Source organism: Deinococcus sp. Marseille-Q6407 (assembly GCF_946848805.1).
Lineage (GTDB): Bacteria > Deinococcota > Deinococci > Deinococcales > Deinococcaceae > Deinococcus.
Window position 1 is genome coordinate 653,593 of the sequence record NZ_CAMPFU010000002.1, and the last position, 17,901, is coordinate 671,493.

At 67.1% G+C, this 17,901-nt stretch carries 18 protein-coding genes; 10 read left to right on the forward strand and 8 right to left on the reverse strand.

Features of this window, described 5'->3' with window-relative positions; translation table 11 throughout:
* Window positions 1–293 precede the first annotated feature (293 nt).
* Both OCI36_RS05185 and OCI36_RS05190 read left to right on the forward strand, forming a co-directional pair.
* Window positions 294–1,226 (forward strand): carbohydrate kinase family protein, encoded by a 933-nt coding sequence (locus OCI36_RS05185; RefSeq protein WP_261664013.1) that lies wholly within the window; start codon window positions 294–296, stop codon window positions 1,224–1,226.
* A 269-nt stretch (window positions 1,227–1,495) separates the two neighbouring features.
* Window positions 1,496–2,089 carry a YcjF family protein gene (locus OCI36_RS05190; protein ID WP_261664014.1) on the forward strand — a complete coding sequence of 198 codons (594 nt, stop codon included), beginning with the start codon at window positions 1,496–1,498 and terminating at the stop codon, window positions 2,087–2,089.
* 99 nt (window positions 2,090–2,188) lie between these two features.
* Here the strand turns inward: OCI36_RS05190 and pfkA are convergent, their stop codons facing one another.
* The 5 genes from pfkA to OCI36_RS05215 all read right to left on the reverse strand — a co-directional run bounded on the left by pfkA (window position 2,189) and on the right by OCI36_RS05215 (window position 5,570).
* Entirely contained in the window at window positions 2,189–3,211 is a 1,023-nt protein-coding gene (gene pfkA, locus OCI36_RS05195) for a 6-phosphofructokinase (protein WP_261664016.1), read from the reverse strand.
* A 40-nt stretch (window positions 3,212–3,251) separates the two neighbouring features.
* Window positions 3,252–4,118, reverse strand: coding sequence for a 16S rRNA (cytidine(1402)-2'-O)-methyltransferase (gene rsmI, locus OCI36_RS05200; protein ID WP_261664018.1), 867 nt, complete (start codon window positions 4,116–4,118; stop codon window positions 3,252–3,254).
* Window positions 4,119–4,200: 82 nt separating this feature from the next.
* Entirely contained in the window at window positions 4,201–4,428 is a 228-nt protein-coding gene (locus tag OCI36_RS05205; protein ID WP_261664019.1) for a hypothetical protein, read from the reverse strand.
* Window positions 4,425–4,970, reverse strand: a complete 546-nt coding sequence (locus OCI36_RS05210; protein WP_261664020.1) for a hypothetical protein — start codon at window positions 4,968–4,970, stop codon at window positions 4,425–4,427. Before OCI36_RS05210 ends, OCI36_RS05205 begins: the two co-directional genes overlap by 4 nt.
* Window positions 4,971–5,132: 162 nt before the next feature.
* On the reverse strand, window positions 5,133–5,570 hold the full coding sequence (locus OCI36_RS05215) for a hypothetical protein (RefSeq protein ID WP_261664021.1): 438 nt from the start codon (window positions 5,568–5,570) through the stop codon (window positions 5,133–5,135).
* 107 nt (window positions 5,571–5,677) lie between these two features.
* Between OCI36_RS05215 and OCI36_RS05220 the strand changes: the two genes are divergently transcribed.
* From OCI36_RS05220 to OCI36_RS05255, 8 genes are all read left to right on the forward strand, one after another.
* On the forward strand, window positions 5,678–6,118 hold the full coding sequence (locus OCI36_RS05220) for an acyl-CoA thioesterase (protein ID WP_261664022.1): 441 nt from the start codon (window positions 5,678–5,680) through the stop codon (window positions 6,116–6,118).
* The gene (locus tag OCI36_RS05225; RefSeq protein WP_261664023.1) at window positions 6,115–6,591 is read left to right on the forward strand and encodes an NUDIX domain-containing protein; all 477 of its coding nucleotides are present in this window, start codon (window positions 6,115–6,117) and stop codon (window positions 6,589–6,591) included. The genes OCI36_RS05220 and OCI36_RS05225 overlap by 4 nt, the downstream gene beginning before the upstream one ends.
* Before the next feature lie 105 nt (window positions 6,592–6,696).
* A complete protein-coding gene (locus OCI36_RS05230) occupies window positions 6,697–7,440 on the forward strand; it encodes a BON domain-containing protein (RefSeq protein WP_261664024.1) in 744 nt (247 codons plus the stop codon).
* A gap of 105 nt (window positions 7,441–7,545) precedes the next feature.
* Entirely contained in the window at window positions 7,546–9,309 is a 1,764-nt protein-coding gene (locus OCI36_RS05235; RefSeq protein WP_261664026.1) for a sensor histidine kinase, read from the forward strand.
* Entirely contained in the window at window positions 9,306–10,436 is a 1,131-nt protein-coding gene (locus OCI36_RS05240) for a DUF4097 domain-containing protein (protein ID WP_261664027.1), read from the forward strand. Before OCI36_RS05235 ends, OCI36_RS05240 begins: the two co-directional genes overlap by 4 nt.
* Complete coding sequence (locus tag OCI36_RS05245; protein ID WP_261664028.1) at window positions 10,433–11,125, forward strand: response regulator; 693 nt, start codon at window positions 10,433–10,435, stop codon at window positions 11,123–11,125. Before OCI36_RS05240 ends, OCI36_RS05245 begins: the two co-directional genes overlap by 4 nt.
* A 59-nt stretch (window positions 11,126–11,184) precedes the next feature.
* A complete protein-coding gene (locus OCI36_RS05250; RefSeq protein ID WP_261664029.1) occupies window positions 11,185–11,682 on the forward strand; it encodes an OmpH family outer membrane protein in 498 nt (165 codons plus the stop codon).
* A gap of 133 nt (window positions 11,683–11,815) precedes the next feature.
* Window positions 11,816–12,166, forward strand: coding sequence for a carboxymuconolactone decarboxylase family protein (locus OCI36_RS05255; protein WP_261664383.1), 351 nt, complete (start codon window positions 11,816–11,818; stop codon window positions 12,164–12,166).
* 30 nt (window positions 12,167–12,196) lie between these two features.
* Here OCI36_RS05255 and OCI36_RS05260 read toward each other — a convergent pair whose 3' ends face one another.
* The 3 genes from OCI36_RS05260 to OCI36_RS05270 form a co-directional block, all read right to left on the reverse strand.
* Complete coding sequence (locus OCI36_RS05260) at window positions 12,197–14,503, reverse strand: endonuclease MutS2 (RefSeq protein WP_261664030.1); 2,307 nt, start codon at window positions 14,501–14,503, stop codon at window positions 12,197–12,199.
* An 84-nt stretch (window positions 14,504–14,587) separates the two neighbouring features.
* Window positions 14,588–15,289, reverse strand: a complete 702-nt coding sequence (locus OCI36_RS05265) for a Crp/Fnr family transcriptional regulator (RefSeq protein ID WP_261664031.1) — start codon at window positions 15,287–15,289, stop codon at window positions 14,588–14,590.
* 44 nt (window positions 15,290–15,333) lie between these two features.
* On the reverse strand, window positions 15,334–17,829 hold the full coding sequence (locus OCI36_RS05270) for a transglycosylase domain-containing protein (protein ID WP_261664032.1): 2,496 nt from the start codon (window positions 17,827–17,829) through the stop codon (window positions 15,334–15,336).
* Window positions 17,830–17,901: the final 72 nt, after the last annotated feature.

Below are 17,901 nucleotides of genomic sequence, written 5' to 3' on the forward strand. Positions count from 1 at the left end.
TCCTCTGGAGGGGCCCGCTCAGGGCGCCAACTCTCCAGGTCAAGGAAAGCAGTGTAGCATCCCGCCGGCCCGCTGCCTAGCCAGGAGCCGGAGCACCAGGCCACAGCAGTACGTCAGGCAACCTGACAGGCGGCCCGGAGGGCCCGTGCTAAATTGACGGTGCGTTTTCCAGGTGCCTTTCTCTGTCCTCTGCCGCTGCTGAGCCGGCCGGATGCTTCGCCACTCGGCGGGGTGCCGCGCAGGTGCGCAGACACTGGCATGACCGGGCGGCACCTGACCCCGGAGGTTTTTGCGTGAAATTTTTTGTTATTGGCGACGTGAACGTTGACCATATTTATCATCTGGACCGGCTCCCGGAACCGGGCCAGGAAGTTCATCCCCTGCGGTCCGTGATGCAGCCGGGCGGCTCGGGCGGCACCATGGCTGTGACCCTGGCCCGGCTGGGCCACACGGTCACCCTGGCGACCAGTGTGGGGCAGGACCCGTTCGCCCAGTTCGCCCTCAGTCAGGTTCAGGCCAGCGGCGTTCTGGACAGTGCCGTTCAGACCACCAGCGAGGACACCACCAGCACCATCACCGTCATGCAGACCGCCGACGGCCAGCGCGCCATGATCAGCTCGGGCGGGGCCAACCGGCAGCTGGACCCGGCCAAGCTGAAGAAAAAAGACATTGAGGCTGCCGACGCGGTGATCGTCAGTGCCTACAGCCTGGTCGAAGGCGAGCAGCGCGAATACGCCCTTAAGGCGATCGACTACGCGAAAAAGGCCAAGAAGCCGGTGCCGCTGTTTATCGACCTGGGTACCGGCGCCGTCAATAAAGCGGGCCAAGGCCTGATCGATGACGTGAGCCAGGCAGATTATCTCACCCTGAACCAGCACGAGATTCTGGCCCTGACCGGCACCTCGTCTATCAGTGCGGCGCTGGCGACCCTGGTGGATGAAGGGCTGACCCAGGTGGCTGTCAAGGTGGGGGCGATGGGCTGCATCGTCTGGACACCGCGCGAAACTGAGCTGGTGGACGCGGTGCTGCCGCAGGACGAGGATGCCCTCGACAGCACCGGGGCCGGCGACACCTTTACAGCAGTCTTTGCGCACGCGGTGATGACCGGGCAACCGCTCAAAGCTGCGGCCCGGATGGCAAACGCAGCCGGCGGTCTGGCGGCCACGCGCATCGGGGCACAGGTCCGGCAGATTACCCCGGAAGACCTGGCCCCCTACGGCGCCTGAGGCCCGGCCGGAGCACAAGTTCCAGCGCCAGAACGTAAGAATTGTCATAAATGTGTAATCGCTTTCGTTTATTCTGTCGTTGAGCGGTGAAGCCACCCTCACTCTTACCTCCAAGGCCTCGCACCTTCCCCCCCCTGAGCGCGGCCTTGTCTTTTTGTCTCTAGACTGCCCCGCCGCGGAAATGCACAGACAAAGAGGCTATGGACACAAAGGATTGTTCAACCCCCGCTGCCCGTTTCCCGGCACACTGGCTTGTTAGACTTGGAAGCATGTTGCCGCCAATTGTCAGCCAGATCATGGACAACTTCAACTTCGACGTGGACCCTGACCTCTCCCGGGAGCAGAACGCCGAAGAAGTAATCAAGAATGCGGCGCTGCTGTCGGGCGCCGTGTCTATCGAACCGCTGCCGTTTGCCGACATGCTGATCCTGACGCCACTCCAGGCCAAGATGGTGCTGCACATCGGCAAGATTTACGGCTTCGACATTACCCTGGAGCGCTCGGCGGAGATTGCGCGCGAGCTGGGCGTCACGGTGGCTTACGGCATGGCTGCCCGTCAGTTCATGCGTGGCGTCGCCAAAATCGCCCTGCCAGTGGTGGGCGGTGTGGTTACGGCGCCACTGGTGTATGGCTGGACCTTCGCGCTGGGCCGCATGGCACAGACCTACTTCGAGCGCAAGGTGCAGGGGCTGCCGTTCCGCAAGGACGAGCAGGTCCAAGTGGTGCAGGAAGCCAAGCAGCAAAGCCGCCGGGTACTGCCCAGCAGCGAGGATTTCAGTGAGCTGGCCGAGGAACTGCGCCGCCGCGCCAAACAGCGTGGAGACCAGAGCAAAGACGGCAGCCAGAGCAGCGACCAGCACTGAATGGCTGAAAGGCACTGGCTGAAAGGCGCCGAATCAGAAAAGCAAAAAGCAGGTTCCCTCCAAAAAACGAGGGAGCCTGCTTTTTGCTGGACCGCCGTTTCAGCAGCTGAGCAGCTTGGCGCTGCGGTATTTGGCTCTTGCCACGTCCTTTTTATGGTTCCAAGTATCTTCAAATGGCACGAAGTTCAGCTGATGGGCCACTTCGCCCACCATCTCGCCGCTGCGGCCCATCAGCAGTGCCTCAACCGCCGCCTGCCCCAGCACCGAGGCCAGCACCCGGTCGTGCGCCACCGGGCTGCCGCCGCGCTGAATATGGCCCAGAATGGTGGCCCGCGTTTCCTCGCCGGTGCCCTCGGTAATGGCGCGGGCCACCCCTTCGGCGCCGCCCGGGAACCCTTCGGCCACAATCACGATGGAACTGGTTTTGCCGCGTTCCTGGCTCTGGCGCACAGCCTCGGCCACTTCGGCGAGGTCGCGGGGCCGCTCGGGCACCAGCACTTCCTCGGCGCCGCCGGCCAGCGCCACTTCCACCGCGATGTGCCCGGCGTGGCGGCCCATCACCTCAATCACGAAGATGCGCTCGTGGCTGGCGCCGGTGTCGCGCAGCTTGTCCACCGCGTCCAGAGCAGTCTCCACGGCGGTGTGATAACCGATGGTGTAGTCGGTGCCGTACAGGTCGTTGTCGATGGTGCCCGGCACACCCATCACCCGGAAGCCATGTTCCTGTGCCAGCAGGTGCGCACCGTGGAAAGAGCCGTCACCGCCGATGACCACCAGACCGTCCACCTCCCAGCGGCGCAGATGTTCGGCACCCTGCGCCCGCCCCTCGGGGGTGCGCCAGGCCCGGCTGCGGGCCGTCAAGAGCCGGGTGCCGCCTCGCTGGATGATGTTCGCCACGTCACGCGGGCCCAGCAGCTCCATCTCGCCGTCGTGTAGGCCGTTGAAGCCGCGGCGAATGCCCACCACGCCCACACCGTAATAGGAAGCGGTCCGGACCACGGCGCGCACGGCGGCGTTCATGCCGGGGGCGTCTCCCCCGCTGGTCAGCACCCCGATGCGGCGAAGTCCGGCACGGTTTTCGATCTGATCAGCATTCCCGGAAGTGGTGTCTGGTCTTGTCATAACTGACAGCTTACGACTTCCGGAAGACAGCCAGCCCAGCCTAGCGGTGCTTGAGGGCCAGCGCGTAGGCTTCGTTCTTGCTCAGGCCGCGTTCCATCAGCGCCGCGCGCAGGTCACGGGTGCTGAGATGCTGCTCGGCCAGCTCGGCCGCCACCGCTTCCCAGTCGGGGGCCACTTGCGGGGAGTCGGTCGGGCCGGTCTGCCCGCCCACCACCACCACGATCTCGCCGCGCACGCCCTGGGAAAAGTATTCGGCCAGCCCGGCCAGGGTGCCGCGCCGGGTTTCTTCAAAGCGCTTGCTCAGCTCGCGGCTGACACTGGCGGGGCGCTCCGGCGTGCAGGCAGCGGCCAGGTCCAGCAGCGTGGCGTGCAGGCGGTGGGGACTTTCGTACAGCACGGTGGGTTCGGGCCGGCTGGCAATGGTCTGCAGCCGGGCGCGGCGCTCACGGCCCGAACGCGGCAGGAAACCCTCAAAAGTAAAGCGGGCGGTGGGCAGTCCCGACAGCACCAGCGCCGGCACGAACGCGGTGGCACCCGGCAGCACCTCGGTGGGAATGTCACGGGCCACCGCTTCGCGCAGCAACTCGGTGCCGGGGTCGGAAATGCCGGGGGTGCCGGCGTCGCTCACGTAGGCCAGCCGGGGGTACTGGTCCAGCACCTGAGGGGCACGGTACATGGTGTGGGCGTCCAGCCGCACCAGCGGCCGGTGCAGGCCCAGATGCTGCAGCAGCGCGCCGGTGCGGCGGGTGTCCTCGCAGGCCACCGCGTCGGCGCCGCGCAGCACTTCCACCGCCCGGTAGGTGATGTCGCCCAGGTTACCCACCGGCGTGGGCACCAGCCAGAGATGGGGCACCGCACTGCTTTCCGCAGAACTTGCCGTGAAGTCTGTTGCAGAGGCCAGAGGCATGGCTAGCTCACTCTGCTGCTCTACCGAACTATTCAGAGTCTCCTGTCCCTGTTCCTCCAGCCCAGCCTGTTCACTTATTTTCTTAGCCATGATGGAGGCCTTTGCGGCGGGGGCGCAGGCGCAGCCGGGACATGCCAGCGGCCGGCCCCAGCCAGATGCGAATGCGGCGGGTGCGGCGCAGCCAGTGCAGCAGCGTTGCCAGCAGCAGCTCCGGTTCGCCCACGGTAACGGTCACACGGGTGCCTTCCGGCAGCTCGCCGCCCATCAGTTCCACCTTGCCGTTGCGGACCACCCCACGGTATGCCTTCATGCTTTTCCTCCTGCTGCCCCGCTGCCCCGCGGGCCAGCGGCGGCCTCGTTCTCGTTCTCACTCTGGCCCTGCTGCTCCTGCTCTTTCTGGGCTGCTTGCACCTCACGCACCGGCGGGCGGGCCGGCACCTTGCGCTTGAAGCGCCAGCGGTCGGCCGAGGAGAGGGCTTCTTGCAGCGCCAGGATTTCGGCGTCGCGGGCGCCACCCAGCCGGGCATAACGGTCAATCAGCTCGGTGGCCTCGCGGCGGCGGTCCCGCTGAAGCAGCAACAGCGCCAGATGCTGCCCATTCACGTAGTAAGCAGCCGGATCATTGGGGCTTGCCAGCACCTGCCGGCGGCCCTGTTCCAGCTGCTCGGCCCGGCTCCGCTCCTGCGCCACTCGCCAGCGCACAAACACCAGCGCCAACGCAAAGAGCAGGACTGCCCACAGGGCCGCCGCGGCCACCCCGGCACGCAGGCCCAGGTATTCGCCCAGGCGCACGGTAATGGGAAAGGCGAAGGCCAGCAGAACCATCACGGCCAGCAAGGCAGCGTAGTTCATCGCCGCTCCAGCCGCGGCCGGCCAGCCGTAACTTCCCCGGCAGACACGCTGACCGCTGCACAGCGGGAGACAGAAAGCTTCATCGTTCCCACTTTACCGCAGCCGCCCCGGCCCGCCCTGCCCCACTCCGCCCCATTCCACCCTGCTGCGGCCCAGGCCGCCTTACTCCAGAATGTACTTTTCACCCTCACGCAGCCCCACCTCATCTACCCGTTCACGCGGCAGCACCACGTTGCGCCGCCAGGGCATCCACTCGGTGTAGCCCTCGGCCGAGCGCAGGTAGCCGCGCCGGCCCACTTCCACCACCCGCACCGGGCCGGCCAGCCAGCCGCGCAGCGCCGCGTGCAGCTGCTGTAATTCGGGCACCGGGCCAGTCAGCCGGGCCGAAGGCACCTCGGCCGGGGTGTCCAGCCGGGCGTACAGGTCCACCGTCAGGCCGTCGAGCGCCCGCAGCGCCGCCAGGGCCGCCTCGCGCGGCAGCGGTGTGCGGAAAGTGACATGCAGGTCCAGATCAAAGCCGCGCTGGCCTTTCTCGGTGCGGCCGCCGATCTGGGCGCCAGAGCCCGGAGCGGCAGGGTCAGAAGCAGAAACGTCCGTCATGTCGCTCAGGCTAGCAGCCGGGCCGCTCCGGCACCGTTCTCTGAGCTGCCGTGTGCGGCCGTGCCCCGGCTTGTTTCACGGCGGGCGGGAGCGGCATGATAGGAGCCATGTCCGCATCCACCGTACCGCATTCCACCACCCTGCGCGTCCGCTACGCCGAAACCGACGCGATGGGGGTCGCCCATCACGCGGTCTATCCAGTCTGGTTCGAGGCCGGGCGCAGCGACCTGATGCGTGACATGAACCTCAGTTACGCCGAGGTGGAAGCCCAGGGCTTTTACCTGATGCTGACCGATCTGGGCGTGCAGTACCGCCGCGCCGCCCACTACGACGAAGAACTGACGCTGCTGACCCGGGTAGAGGAAGTCCGCTCGCGCACCCTGCGTTTCGGCTATGAACTGCGCGGCCCCAGCGGCGAGCTGCTGGCAACCGGGCACACCGGCCACATCGTGACCGACCACAACTACCGGCCCCAGCGCCTGCCGGAAAGCCTGCAGCGGCAGCTGGAGCAGGCGGCCGGCGGGCCGGCGCAGAAGGAGAAGGCATGAACCCTCTGTCGCGTACCCTGCCCATCAAGCGGGCCAGCCACGTTTATCTGGTCCAGGGCGGCCAGCTGCTGCTGGTACAGGAACGGATGGACGACGGCAGCATCTTTTACGGTCTGCCCGGCGGCAAGGCCCACAGCGGCGAGAGTCTGGGCGGCGCGGCTGTCCGGCAGGTGAAGTACGAAACCGGGCTGAGCATCTCGGAGCTGAATTTCGTCAGCCTGCTGGAAGGCGAGATTCTGACCGACACCCCCCACGCCTGCTTTGCCAGCTTCGGGCGGTTCACGGCGCAGTTCAGCGGCGAGCTGATGCCCAGCGACCCTGACGTGGTGGGCGTCAGCTGGGTGCCGCTGGAACAGGTGGAAAGCCTGATGCGCTACGGCCCGCCGCCCGAATGCGAGGAACGCTCGCCCCTGATCTGGCTGCCCACCCGTGATTTCGTGCGCGGTCAGCCCCGCTCTTATTACCCCATCTGAGGCTCCCTGGCGCTGCCCAGCACGAAACCCGGCGCCAGCTTGGAAGAGCCCTTAGAATGTGGCCTAGGGCGGATTAAGGCCGGGGGCCCTCCGCATACTGAGCGCATGTGGCCTTTTGGTAAAAAGACAGCTGACCGCGTCAGCGACGCGCTCAAAGACAACAAGCAGCTCAGCGGTCTGGGCCTGAACGTGCAGGAGAAAGGCGGCACCGTGACCCTGTCCGGCGTAGCTCCCTCGCAGGCTCACGTGAACCTCGCACGGGTGGTGGCCGAAGGTGTGAGCGGCGTGAAGTCGGTGGACGTGTCGGGCGTGAGCGTGCAGGCTCCAGCCGGCGCCAGCAGCCAGAGTGTTCCGGTGGATACCGGTAGCACTGCCCAGGCAGCTCCGGCCAGCGCGTCCAGCGCTCAGGGCGGCGTCCCGGCAGCGGCCGACCAGGACATCGAAGACAGCAGCCGGGTAGCCAAGGAAGTGCTCAGCGCCATTCGCAGCAATGGTGAACTGCAGGGCAACCCTATCGACGTGCTGCAAAGCGGCAAAAGCGTGATTCTGCGCGGCGTGGTGGACAGCGACCACGAACTGCGGCTGGCCGAGCAACTGGCGCGTGGCGTCAGCGGTGTGGCGGGCGTGGACGTCAGCGGCCTGAAGGTGCATGAAGGCGCCAAGGAACTGACCAAGGAGAAAGACGAGCAGGGCGAAACAGTCTACACCGTCAAGGCCGGCGACACCCTCAGCCTGATTGCCCAGCGCTACTACGGCGACCTGAACGAGTACCGCAAGCTGGCCCATTACAACAACATTTCCGACCCCGACCATATCGAAGTGGGCCAGAAAATCCGGATTCCTGCCTGACCCCCTGCGTGGCCTCCCCGTTCTCGCTGGGGGGCTTTTTTATTTATTGTGGCCGTCCATCTAAAGGAGGATGCCGCCAACAATGCGGCTGCCTAGAGTGGACGCATGACATTTTCTCCTCCGTCTCTCTCCCCTGCTCCCCCGGCCCAGGCGGCGCGGCGGCTGTCCCCGCTGGCCGACCTGCTTGACCCCATGACCTGGCGCATCGGGCTTTATCTGCTGCTGAGCCTGCCGGTCAGCCTGCTGGCAACCAGTGGGCTGACCGCCGGCATCCTCACCGGAGTGGTGACGTTGCCGCTGTTGATTGGCTTCGTGATTCTGCCGCTGTCCCTGGTGGCCCTGATGGTGCTGAACGCTCTGCAGCGCTGGTTGGCCGGGCTGCTGGGCCTGCGGTTTAGCGCCCCGGCGCGGGCTCCGCAGGGGTCGCCGCTGGACTGGCTGCGCTTTCAGGTGCGGCAGCCGGCGCTGTGGCGGGGCGCGGCGTTTCAGCTGCTGGCCCTGCCCCTGGCGCTGATGTCCTGGGGCATCCTGGCAGTCGCGCTGACCCTGACATTGTTGGCGCTGGCCGGAGCGGTCTGGCCGCTGCTGGGCCTGACCCTGACCCTGGGCCAGCAGGTGGTCGAGCCGACGCTGTCAGCCCAGTTGGCCCTGGGTGTGGCAGGCCTGGGTGGGCTGCTGCTGAGCGCGGCACTGGTGCAACTGCTGGGGCAAGTCTGGGCTGCGCTGGCCAGCCTACTGCTGCGCCCGGATGATGCCCTGGCCCAAGCACAGCGGGCGGTGCAGGCCCTGGGTCAGGCAGCCGGACAGGTGGCGCTGGGTGAGGACCTGGGGGCCACCTTGCAGCAAATCACCCTACAGGCCCAGGCGGGCAGCGGGGCCAATGGAGTGCTGCTGAGCGGGCCACAGGGCGCTCAGGCCGCGGCGGGCGCCCCAGTGCCGGCACCAGCGGAAGCCGTTGATACGCCACGGGTCCAGCCGCTGGGCAGCAACGGGGAGCAGCCGCAGCAGGTGCTGACCTCGCTGCCGGTGCGGGTGGCCGGCAGGCCTTGGGGCGCCCTACACGCCACTTTTCCAGCCACACAACCACCCGACACTGGCGCCCTGACCCTGCTGAGCGGCATGGCCGACCACGCCGGCATCGCGCTGCAGGCGGCGCAGCTGGCCGAACGCGCCGCCGACCGCGCCGAGGAAGAAGAACGTGCCCGACTGGCCCGCGAACTGCACGACTCGGTGGCGCAGGCGCTGTACGGCATCACCCTGGGCGCCAAGGCAGCCCGCGCCACCCTGGAGACCCAACCTGAGCGGGCGCAGGCCAGCCTGGACTACACCATTCACCTGGCAGAAGGCGGGGTCAGTGAGATGAAAGCCCTACTGTTCAGCCTGCGCCCCGACGCACTGGCCGAAGGGGGCCTGCTGGCTGCCCTGGATCAGCAGGTGAACGCTTTGCGGGCCCGGCACGGGTTGCAGGTCCAGACCGACTGGCCCGCAGAAGAACCGCTGCTGTCCCCCGCCGCCCAGACCGCCGCTTACCGGATCGCGCTGGAAGCGCTGCACAACGTGGTCAAACACGCCCACGCCCAGCAGGTGAACATCACCTTGCAGCAGGAAGGCAATCAGCTGCACCTGACTGTGCAGGACGACGGCCAGGGCTTCGACCCGCAGGCGGCCGGCGGGGGCACCCTGGGCCAGCGTTCCATGCGTGAGCGGGCCGCCGGGGCCGGCGGACGGCTGCAGGTGAGCAGCGCACCCGGGCAGGGCACCACGGTTCAGCTGTGGCTCCCGCTGGCACCGGCAGAGGCAACCGCTGCGCTTTCCAACTCTGCCGCTTCTACCTACTCATCCAGCACCGCTCAGGAGGTTACACCATGACAGCGACTAATTCTCCCGTCCCGACCAATCCAAAGCCACGGCCCCACGCCCGGCCGCTGGGGCCGGTGCTGGGCCGGCTGCTGCTGGGGCTGGCACTGCTGGCCGGAGGCGGAGCCGCCGCCTGGACTGCCCTCAATACTCAGCTGGCGCCTGCACTGAGCGCCACCGATACAGCCCAGGCCGTGCCGCTGGGCGGTGCCCGGACCCTGAACGCCAGCCTGACCACCGACCGGGCCGAGGTGCAGGTGGGTGCCCTGCCGCCAACCACGCAGGGCCAGGCCGCGGGGCTGGCCTTCCACCACCGCCAGCTCAACTCGCCGCAGGTCACCGCCACGCGCCAGGGAGACACCCTCAACCTGCAAGCTCAGCTGCTGGTTGACCCGGCACCCAAGCCCAATACCATCAATCTGCAGCCGCAGGGGCAGCAGGTCGAGCACCGCCTGGCAGCCCAGCTCAGCCCAGGCCCCGCGCTGGACCTGAGCACGCGCAGCGGTGGCGGCGAGCAGCAACTGGACCTGCAGACACTGGCGCTACATTCACTGCACACCCACAGCACCAGCGGCCCGCAGACCGTGCAGCTGCCGGCCGGCCAGACCGGGGAAGTGGCGCTGGAAAGCCTCTCTGGAGCGCTGACGCTGAGCGCTCCAGCCGGCCACGCAACTGCCATAGACACCCTCAGCGCCGAAAGCCGCTTTGGTAACCTGCAGGCCAGGCTCCACTCGGCGCAGGTGGGCCGCCTGACGCTGACCAGCCAGCTGGGCGACATCGAAGCTCAGTTGCCAGCACACAACGACACTGCTCTCACCACCGCCCAGGGTGACCTGGACGTGACCCTGCCCCCGGGCGCCAGCGGGCAGCTGCGGCTGCAGGCAGAACGGGGTAGCGTGACCCTGAATCTGCCGGCCACCGCCGCTTTTCGCCTGAGCTTCTCACGCCTCAGCAATGAACAGACCCGGATGCAGGCCAGCCACCTGCCCAAAGGAATGCTTTACCAGAACGGCAGTTTCCTCAGCCCGGCTGCTCAGGCACCCGGCAGGGCCCCAGTCCTTGAGATCAGCCTGGACCTGCCAATACCGAATGATCTGTCCCTCAACCTGCTCACCCCCCAAGGAGCGACCCAGCCATGACCAGCCCTTCCCCCGCGCCCACGCTTGAAGAAGCCTCCACGCCCGTCCGTGTTCTGCTGGTCGACGACCACGCGGTGGTGCGCCAAGGCCTGCGCCTGTTTCTGGGGCTGGACCCCAGCCTGGACATCGTGAGCGAAGCCAGCAACGGCGCGGAGGCCGTCGCGGCAGTTCAGGCCCTGCGCCCCGATGTGGTGTTGATGGACCTGCTGATGCCGGTGATGGACGGCATCGCCGCCACCGCCGAAATCCGGCGCTGCTGCCCGGAGACCGAGGTGATCGCGCTGACCTCCACCCTGGAAGAGAGCAAGGTGAACGGCGCTGTGGCCGCTGGCGCCACCTCTTATCTGCTCAAGGACGCCAGCAGTGACCTGCTCAACGAGGCGATTCACGCAGCGGCCCGCGGCGAGGTGCGGCTGCATCCCGAAGCGGCCCGGCGGCTGGTGCGCGACTTCCGCGCTCCCGAGATGCGCGAGCACCTGACCGCCAAGGAGGTGGAAGTGCTGCAGCTGATCGCGCACGGTCTGAACAACAAAGGTATTGCCGCGCAGCTGGAGATCAGCGAGACCACCGTCAAGAGCCATGTGAGCCGGCTACTGAGCAAGCTGGAGCTGGAAAGCCGCACCCAGGCGGCCCTCTACGCCTTGAAAACTGGGCTGGCCAGCCTGGAGGACGCCTCCGCACTCTCATGATCACCTTAGAGTCAGACTGGGTTCATTCGACTCAGAAACGAACATGCTAATTTGCAGCCATGAATAAAGCCGCCAAGGTCCTGCTTCCCCTCTCCGCTGTCGCTGCCGTCGCTGCCGCCACCGTCGCCCCCAGCGCTCAGACTCCGGCACAGAAGGTCGGCTTTGTTGATGTGGACCGTGTGTTCGCCGCCCACCCCAAGGCCGGCAACGTCAACACCCAGGTGAAGTCCATTGAGCAGAAGGCCAACACCGAGCTGGGCGGCCTGCGCCAGCAGATGATTACCATCGCGGAAAAGGGTGACAAGGCCACCCCCGCCGAGCGCCAGCAGCTGAGCCAGCTGGAAACCACCTTCAACTCCAAGTTCCAGGACTACGGCAAGCAGATCGCCCAGCAGTCGGCCCCCATCGAAACCTCGGTGGACGCGGCCATCTCCAAGGTCGCCAGGGCCAACGGCTACAGCATCGTGATGGACCGCAAGGTTGCCGCGCAGGGCCTGGTTGTCTTTGCCGAAAACGGCAGCGACCTGACCGACGCCGTAATCAAGGAAGTCAAGTAAGCTTTTCTTCTAGCCGTTTGACTGCTGCCCCTGCCGGATGGCGGGGGTTTTTTTGTTGCCGGCGCTCTGAAGCTTGGCCCCGGCCGATGCTTTGAGGTGAGGCATGGACTAACATTCTTCGGCCCGCAGCGTTATTTTCAGCTCACAGGAAGAGCGGATTTTGCAGCGGCTGGCGGGGCTGGACCCCGACCTGATGGCTTATATCCGTGACTTTGCCTACGACACGGTCTATGAGCGCCCCGGTCTGGACCTGAAAACCAAGGAACTGATCGCCTGCGCTCTGCTGGCCAGCCTGGGCAGCCCCGGCGAACTGAAAACTCACCTGCGGGGTGCCATGCAAGCCGGCGCCACCGAGCAGGAACTGCGCGAAACCCTGCTGTTCTGCGTGCCGTACCTGGGCTTTCCACGGGTGGTGGCCGCCTTCAGCCAGCTGGCTGACTTACAGGCCCGGCAGGCGGCCAAGCAGGCACAGCAGCCAGAGTAGGTCCGCCCGCTGCGCAGCCCAGGGTCAGCATCAGACCTTGAGGTTGACCACCGTGACGCCGTGGCCGCCCTGATTGGCTTCAGCGTCGTGGAAGCTCTCGACCCGCTTGTCGGTCTTGAGATAATCGCGCAGCAACCGGCGCAGTACGCCCTGACCTTTGCCGTGAACCACCCGCAGCGGAGTTTCCTTAAGCGCATAAGCTTCGTTGATGGCCTGCCGCAGTTCTTCTTCGGCCTCGGCCACGCCCAGGCCACGCAGCTGGATTTCCTTCTCGAAGTTCCGCCGGCGCACGGTGCCGGTAAAGCGGGGCCCGCCTCCCGCCTTTTTCTGCTTTTCGGGCTGCTTGAGCCGCACGTCGCGGCGGCGCACCGAGACTTTCATCAGGCCCAGTTGCACCACCAGCTGATCGCCGCGCATTTCCAGCACTTGCCCGGAAGCGCCGTAAGCCGGCACCGTTACGTCGCTGCCCACCTGAATGGGGTCACCATGGTTTTCCTGCGGAGCCCGGGGTTTGGGGCGTGCCTTCTGGGCGGCGTGCCGCAGGTCGCGCAGTTCCTGCATCACCCGGGGGCGGGCCTCGGCATCCTGGGCGCGGCGGCGCATCCGGCGCACGTTTTCGGCGGCGTCGGCGTACAGCGCTTCCGCCTTCTGGGTGGCCTCGGCCAGCAGTTCGTCGCGGCGCTCGGCCAGCTCGTCGCGCTCGCGCCGGGCCTGACCGAGTGCCGCCTCGGTTTCGCGGCGGGCAGCGGCGGCCGCTTCCAGCTGCTGGCTCAGCTCGCGGCGTTCCTGCTCGATGCCGGCCAGCATCCGCTCCATCAGGTCCGCTTCCGGGCCCAGCACCTCGGCGGCGCGACTCAGCACCTCACGCGGCAGGCCCATCCGCCCGGCAATCGCCAGTGCGTAAGAGCGGCCCGGCTGCCCCACCTGCAGCTGATAGGTGGGCGACAGGGTGGAGACCTCAAAGCCCATGCTGGCGTTTTTGAGGCCCGGCGTTTCCAGCGCGAACAGCTTCAGCGGCGCCAGGTGCGAGGTGATGATGCCGCGGGCGTCACGGTCCAGCAGCCCTTCGATCATGGCCTGCGAGAGTGCGGCGCCTTCTTCGGGGTCGGTGCCGCTGCCCAGCTCGTCCACCAGAATCAGGGTGCCGGGGCCGGCTTCTTCCAGCACGGTCCGCAGGTGTTGCAGGTGGCTGGCGAAAGTACTCAGAGACGCTTCGATGCTCTGCTCATCCCCGATGTCCACCAGCACGTCCCGCACCACCGGCAGCTCGGCGTGATCGGCAGCCACGTACATGCCACACTGGTTCATCAGCACAGCCAGGCCCAATGTCTTGAGGGTCACGGTCTTACCGCCCATGTTGGGGCCGGTAATCAGCAGCAGGCTGGGGCCACCGCTCCCGCTGCCCAGCGCCAGATCGTTCGCCACAGCGCCCTCAATCAGGGGGTGGCGGGCCGCCCGCAGGTCGTAGTCGCCGGGGGTATTCGGCTCGGCGCGGTTGAGCCGCCAGTCGCGGGCCAGCGCCGCCTTGGCCGCAATCAGGTCCAGCTCGGCGATGGTATCCAGCGTCATCGGCACCGCCGCGTCGCGGGCCAGCAGACCCGACAGTTCGGTGAGGATCCGGCGCACCTCGGCTTCCTCGTCCAGGCGCAGCCGGGTCAGCTCGTTGTTCAGAGCGGTCACGGCAGCCGGTTCCACGAAATAGGTCTGCCCGGTGGCCGAAGCGTCCACGATAATGCCGTCCACCTGTCCCACCCGGCTGGCCTGCACCGGCAGCACGTAACGGTCACGGCGCAGGGTGACGATATTCTCCTGCAGCACGTCCGACCAGCGTTCCAGCGTGGCCTGGAGCCGGTCACGAATCCGGCCGCGCAGGGGGTCGATGCGGCGGCGCAGGTCGCGCAGTTTGGGGCTGGCCTCATCGCGCAGTTCGCCCTCGCGGGTCAGGGCCGACAGATACCGGCTGACCAGCTCGGAGTGATCGCCCAGGCCCAGGGCCACCTCACGCAGCGGCCCGCGCGAATTGGTCTGAATGGCGCGGCGCACCGTCATGGCGCCGTCCAGCGAGTAGGCCACCTGCAGCAGCTCGCCGCCGCTGAGCACCCGGCCCTCGGCGGCCCGGGCCTGCAATTCGCGGATATCAAAAATGCCCCCCAGCGAGAGGCTGACACCGAACAGGGCGTCTTCAACTTCGTCCAGCTCGCGGGCAATGCGCCCGGCGTCGTCGCTGGGCCGCAGCGACGAGCAGCGCTCCACGCCCAGCGCCGTCGCAGCCCGCTGCGCGAGGGCAGCGCGCACGCGGGGAAAATCCAGGGCTTCCAGGGCAGCGTCGGCAAACATCGCCCGGTATCTTAGCAGCGCCCGCCCTGCGCCGGCTGTGCCGAATGGCTTATTTAGCGGTCATGTTCGCCAGCTCCGCGCGGCTCAGGCCTCGCTGTGGTGCTGGCCGTCTTCGGGGTCGTAGCCGTCCAGCACCTCGGGGCGCAGCAGGTACAGGCGGCCGTCCGCCACCCGGATCAGACCCTGTTTCTGAAAGCGCCGCAGCACCCGCGACACCGTCTCGCGGCTGGCCGAAAGTCGCACCATCAAGTCCGCGTGGGTCAGAGGCAATGCCTGAGCGTCGGGGATTCCGGCCTGCACTCGCTGCGCGTACAGCCCGCGCAGCACATGGGCCAAGGCCGCGTCGGTCGAATGCCCCGAGGCGATCAGTTCGTCGTTCAAGTCGCGCACCCGCCCGGCCAGAATGCGGGCGAGGTTCCACAGCAGCGTGGGGTCGCGCCGGGCAATCATTTCCAGGTGTGGCCGGTGCAGCGCCAGGGTATCGCTGGGCAGGGTGGCAGTAACGGTCGCGTTGCGCTCACCGCCCAGCAACAGGGCGCTTTCGCCCACCAGATTGGGCGCGTACAGCTCGCTGACCGTGCGTTCCAGCTGGCCGGTGCCCAGCCGGCTGATGCGCACCGCTCCGGAAGTCAGCAGGTGCAGCAGTTCTCCGTCACGGTCCTGAAACAGCAGCACCTCGCCCTCTTCAAAGTGGTAGGGCACCGCCACACGGCCGGCTTCCCGGAGAGCTTCTTCCGTCGCTCCACAAAACAGTGGATTCTCACGCAATAGCCGCTGTGGGTCCATGAGAACAGTGTAGGGGGCTGGCCAACAATTTTCTGGACTCGGGATCAAGGATTGGCCTGCGGCACATTCTGCGGCAGCTGCTGTAACTGCTCACGCGCCTGATCCAGCGCCCGCTGCAGGCCATCGCTCGCCTGGTCACGGCCCTGCTGCAAACCCTCACGTACACGCTCTTCTGCGGCACGCTGGGTATCTTCCCAGGCCTGCTTGGCTCCATTTTGCAGGTCATTCAGGTCCGGCAGCGGCAGCGGGTCGGCCGGGGTCGCCGGCGCTCCAAAGTCGGTTTCAGGAGTGGGCACTTCCTCAGGGACAGCAGGGGCCGCCGGGGGCATCAGGTCCGGTTGGGACTGCTCAGGCGGCAGGATATCCGGCTCGGGGGGCGGCGCAGCGGGCGCAGGCGCATCTGGCCAGGAGTCCGGGGCCGTCTCGGGCGGCAGGGCCGGGACCGTCTTGGGCTGAGTGGTGACAGGCGGCTCGGGGGCTGCCGGGGCCGCGTCCGTGACCGGTGCCGGGGGCGTAGCACCCGAGCCGGCGGAGGGCGCGCCATCGGCCGCACCGCGCAGTTTCTCGCTCAGGAAAGCCATGTTGATGTGCCGTACCGTTGCGAAGGCGATGCCCTGCGGCACCGCAAAATCCTGTGGTTTGCGCTGGCCCAGCAGGCCGCGCACCGCGTTCTGCCAGACCGGGGCCGGCACCGTGCCGCTGTAGGCCCAAGACGGCAGCGGCTGGTTGTCCTCGCGGCCCACCCAGACGGCTCCGGCCACCCCCGGCACCACTCCGGCAAACCAGAGGTCGCGGATATCGTTGGTGGTCCCGGTCTTGCCGCCCACCGGCCAGCCCTCAATGCGGGCGCGGGCAGCCAGGCCGCCCTGACGCTCGGAGAGGTCGTCCACCACGCCGCGCAGCATATCCAGGCCCAGGTAAGCGGTCCGCTCGTCCCAGACCCGCACCGCCGGCACTTTGGGGCGGCGGTAAACCACCTTGCCCTGTTCGTCTATCACCTGCCGCACGAAAGTGGCCGGGCGGTAGAGACCGCCGTTGGCAAAAGCCGCGTAAGCCGAAGCCATCTGTAGCGGGCTGGCCTCCAGCGTGCCGATGCTGAGGCTGAGGCCCAGGTTCGGCTGCACCTGAAAGCCCAGCTGGGTCAGCTTGCCTTCCAGCTTGTCCACACCCACCTCCTGCGCCAGCCGCACGGTGGGCAGATTTAGCGAATGGTCCAGCGCGTAGCGCAGCGTGACCGGGCGGCCCAGCCAGCGGCCATCGTAGTTCTTGGGCTGATAGTCGCCGGACAGCGGGGCGTCTAGCACAGTGTCGCTCTGCTGCCAGCCCTGCGAAAGTGCCAGGGTATACACGAACGGCTTGATGGAGCTGCCCACCTGCCGGCGCGACTGCGTGGCATTGTCCCAGTCGGCGGGGCGGCTGCCGTCCAGCTGCTGGCCTACCATCGCGGTCACTTCGCCGTTGGCCGGGTCCACAAAAGCCATCCCCAGGGTGGCCCCGGCCGGCAGCTGGGCCTCGCGGGCGGCTTTCTCGACGGCCAGCTGGGCGTCCAGGTCCAGCCCGGTCACGATCTTGGCGCTGGAATAGGCTTCCTTGCGGCCCAGTTGCGCCACCAGTTCGCGCCCCACCGCCTGCAGATAGTGAAACGCCACCTGCGGCGGCCGGGCCGGCAGGTTCTCTTCCAATCGGCCCGGATTTTCCAACACGGCGCCGCGCACGCTGCCGTCGGCATTCCAGCCGATGCGCCAGCCGGCCGGATAAATTGGGGTGCGCCAGGCCTGGTCCGCCTGCGCCTGGGTCACGCTGCCGTCTTCCACCATCCGGTTCAGCAGGTTGCGGGTCAGCGGGCGGAATTCCTCGAACTTCTGATAGCGCGAGTTGGGCGCCGGAATCAGCACCGCCAGGTAGGCACTTTCGGCCAGGTTCAGCTGCGCGGCTTCCTTGCCGAAATAGGCGTGCGCCGCCTGATCAATCCCCACGATCGAGTGCCGGTCGGTCTTGCCCCAGTACACCACGTTCAGGTAAGCCGCCAGAATCTGCGACTTGGAAAAGTTCTTCTCGACCCGCGAGGCCAGCACCGCTTCTTTGAACTTGCGCTCCAGGGTGCGCTCGGCGTTGAGGTCTTCCAGCAGGGTGTTTTTGACCAGCTGCTGGGTAATCGAGCTGCCGCCTTCCAGGTCCCCGAAGAACAGGCCCTTAAGCAGGCCACGGCTGACCCCGATCAGGTCCACGCCGCGGTGGGTATTAAAGCGCCGGTCCTCGCTGCTGACCACCGCTTTACGCAGCGGCTGGCTGATCTCGCCCAGTTCCAGTAGGTTACCGCTGGCCACGGCGCCGCTGCTGAGGCTGGGCGTCAGCACGCCGATCAGGCGGTTCTTGCGGTCATAGACGCGGGTCTCGCCGCCCAGGGCCAGCAGGTCCACATCGTCCACGCTGGGCAGGTCACGGGTCCAGACCACATACATCACTCCGGTCGCTGCCAACAGCAGCAACAGGGCGGCGGCCAGGAAAGCCAGAAGGGGGCGGAGCCAAACTCGGCGCATACTGCCTGACAGCTTAGTGCCCGCCGGTGAGAGCTGAGAGAAAACGGCCCGGCCCTATCACAAGGGGCCGGG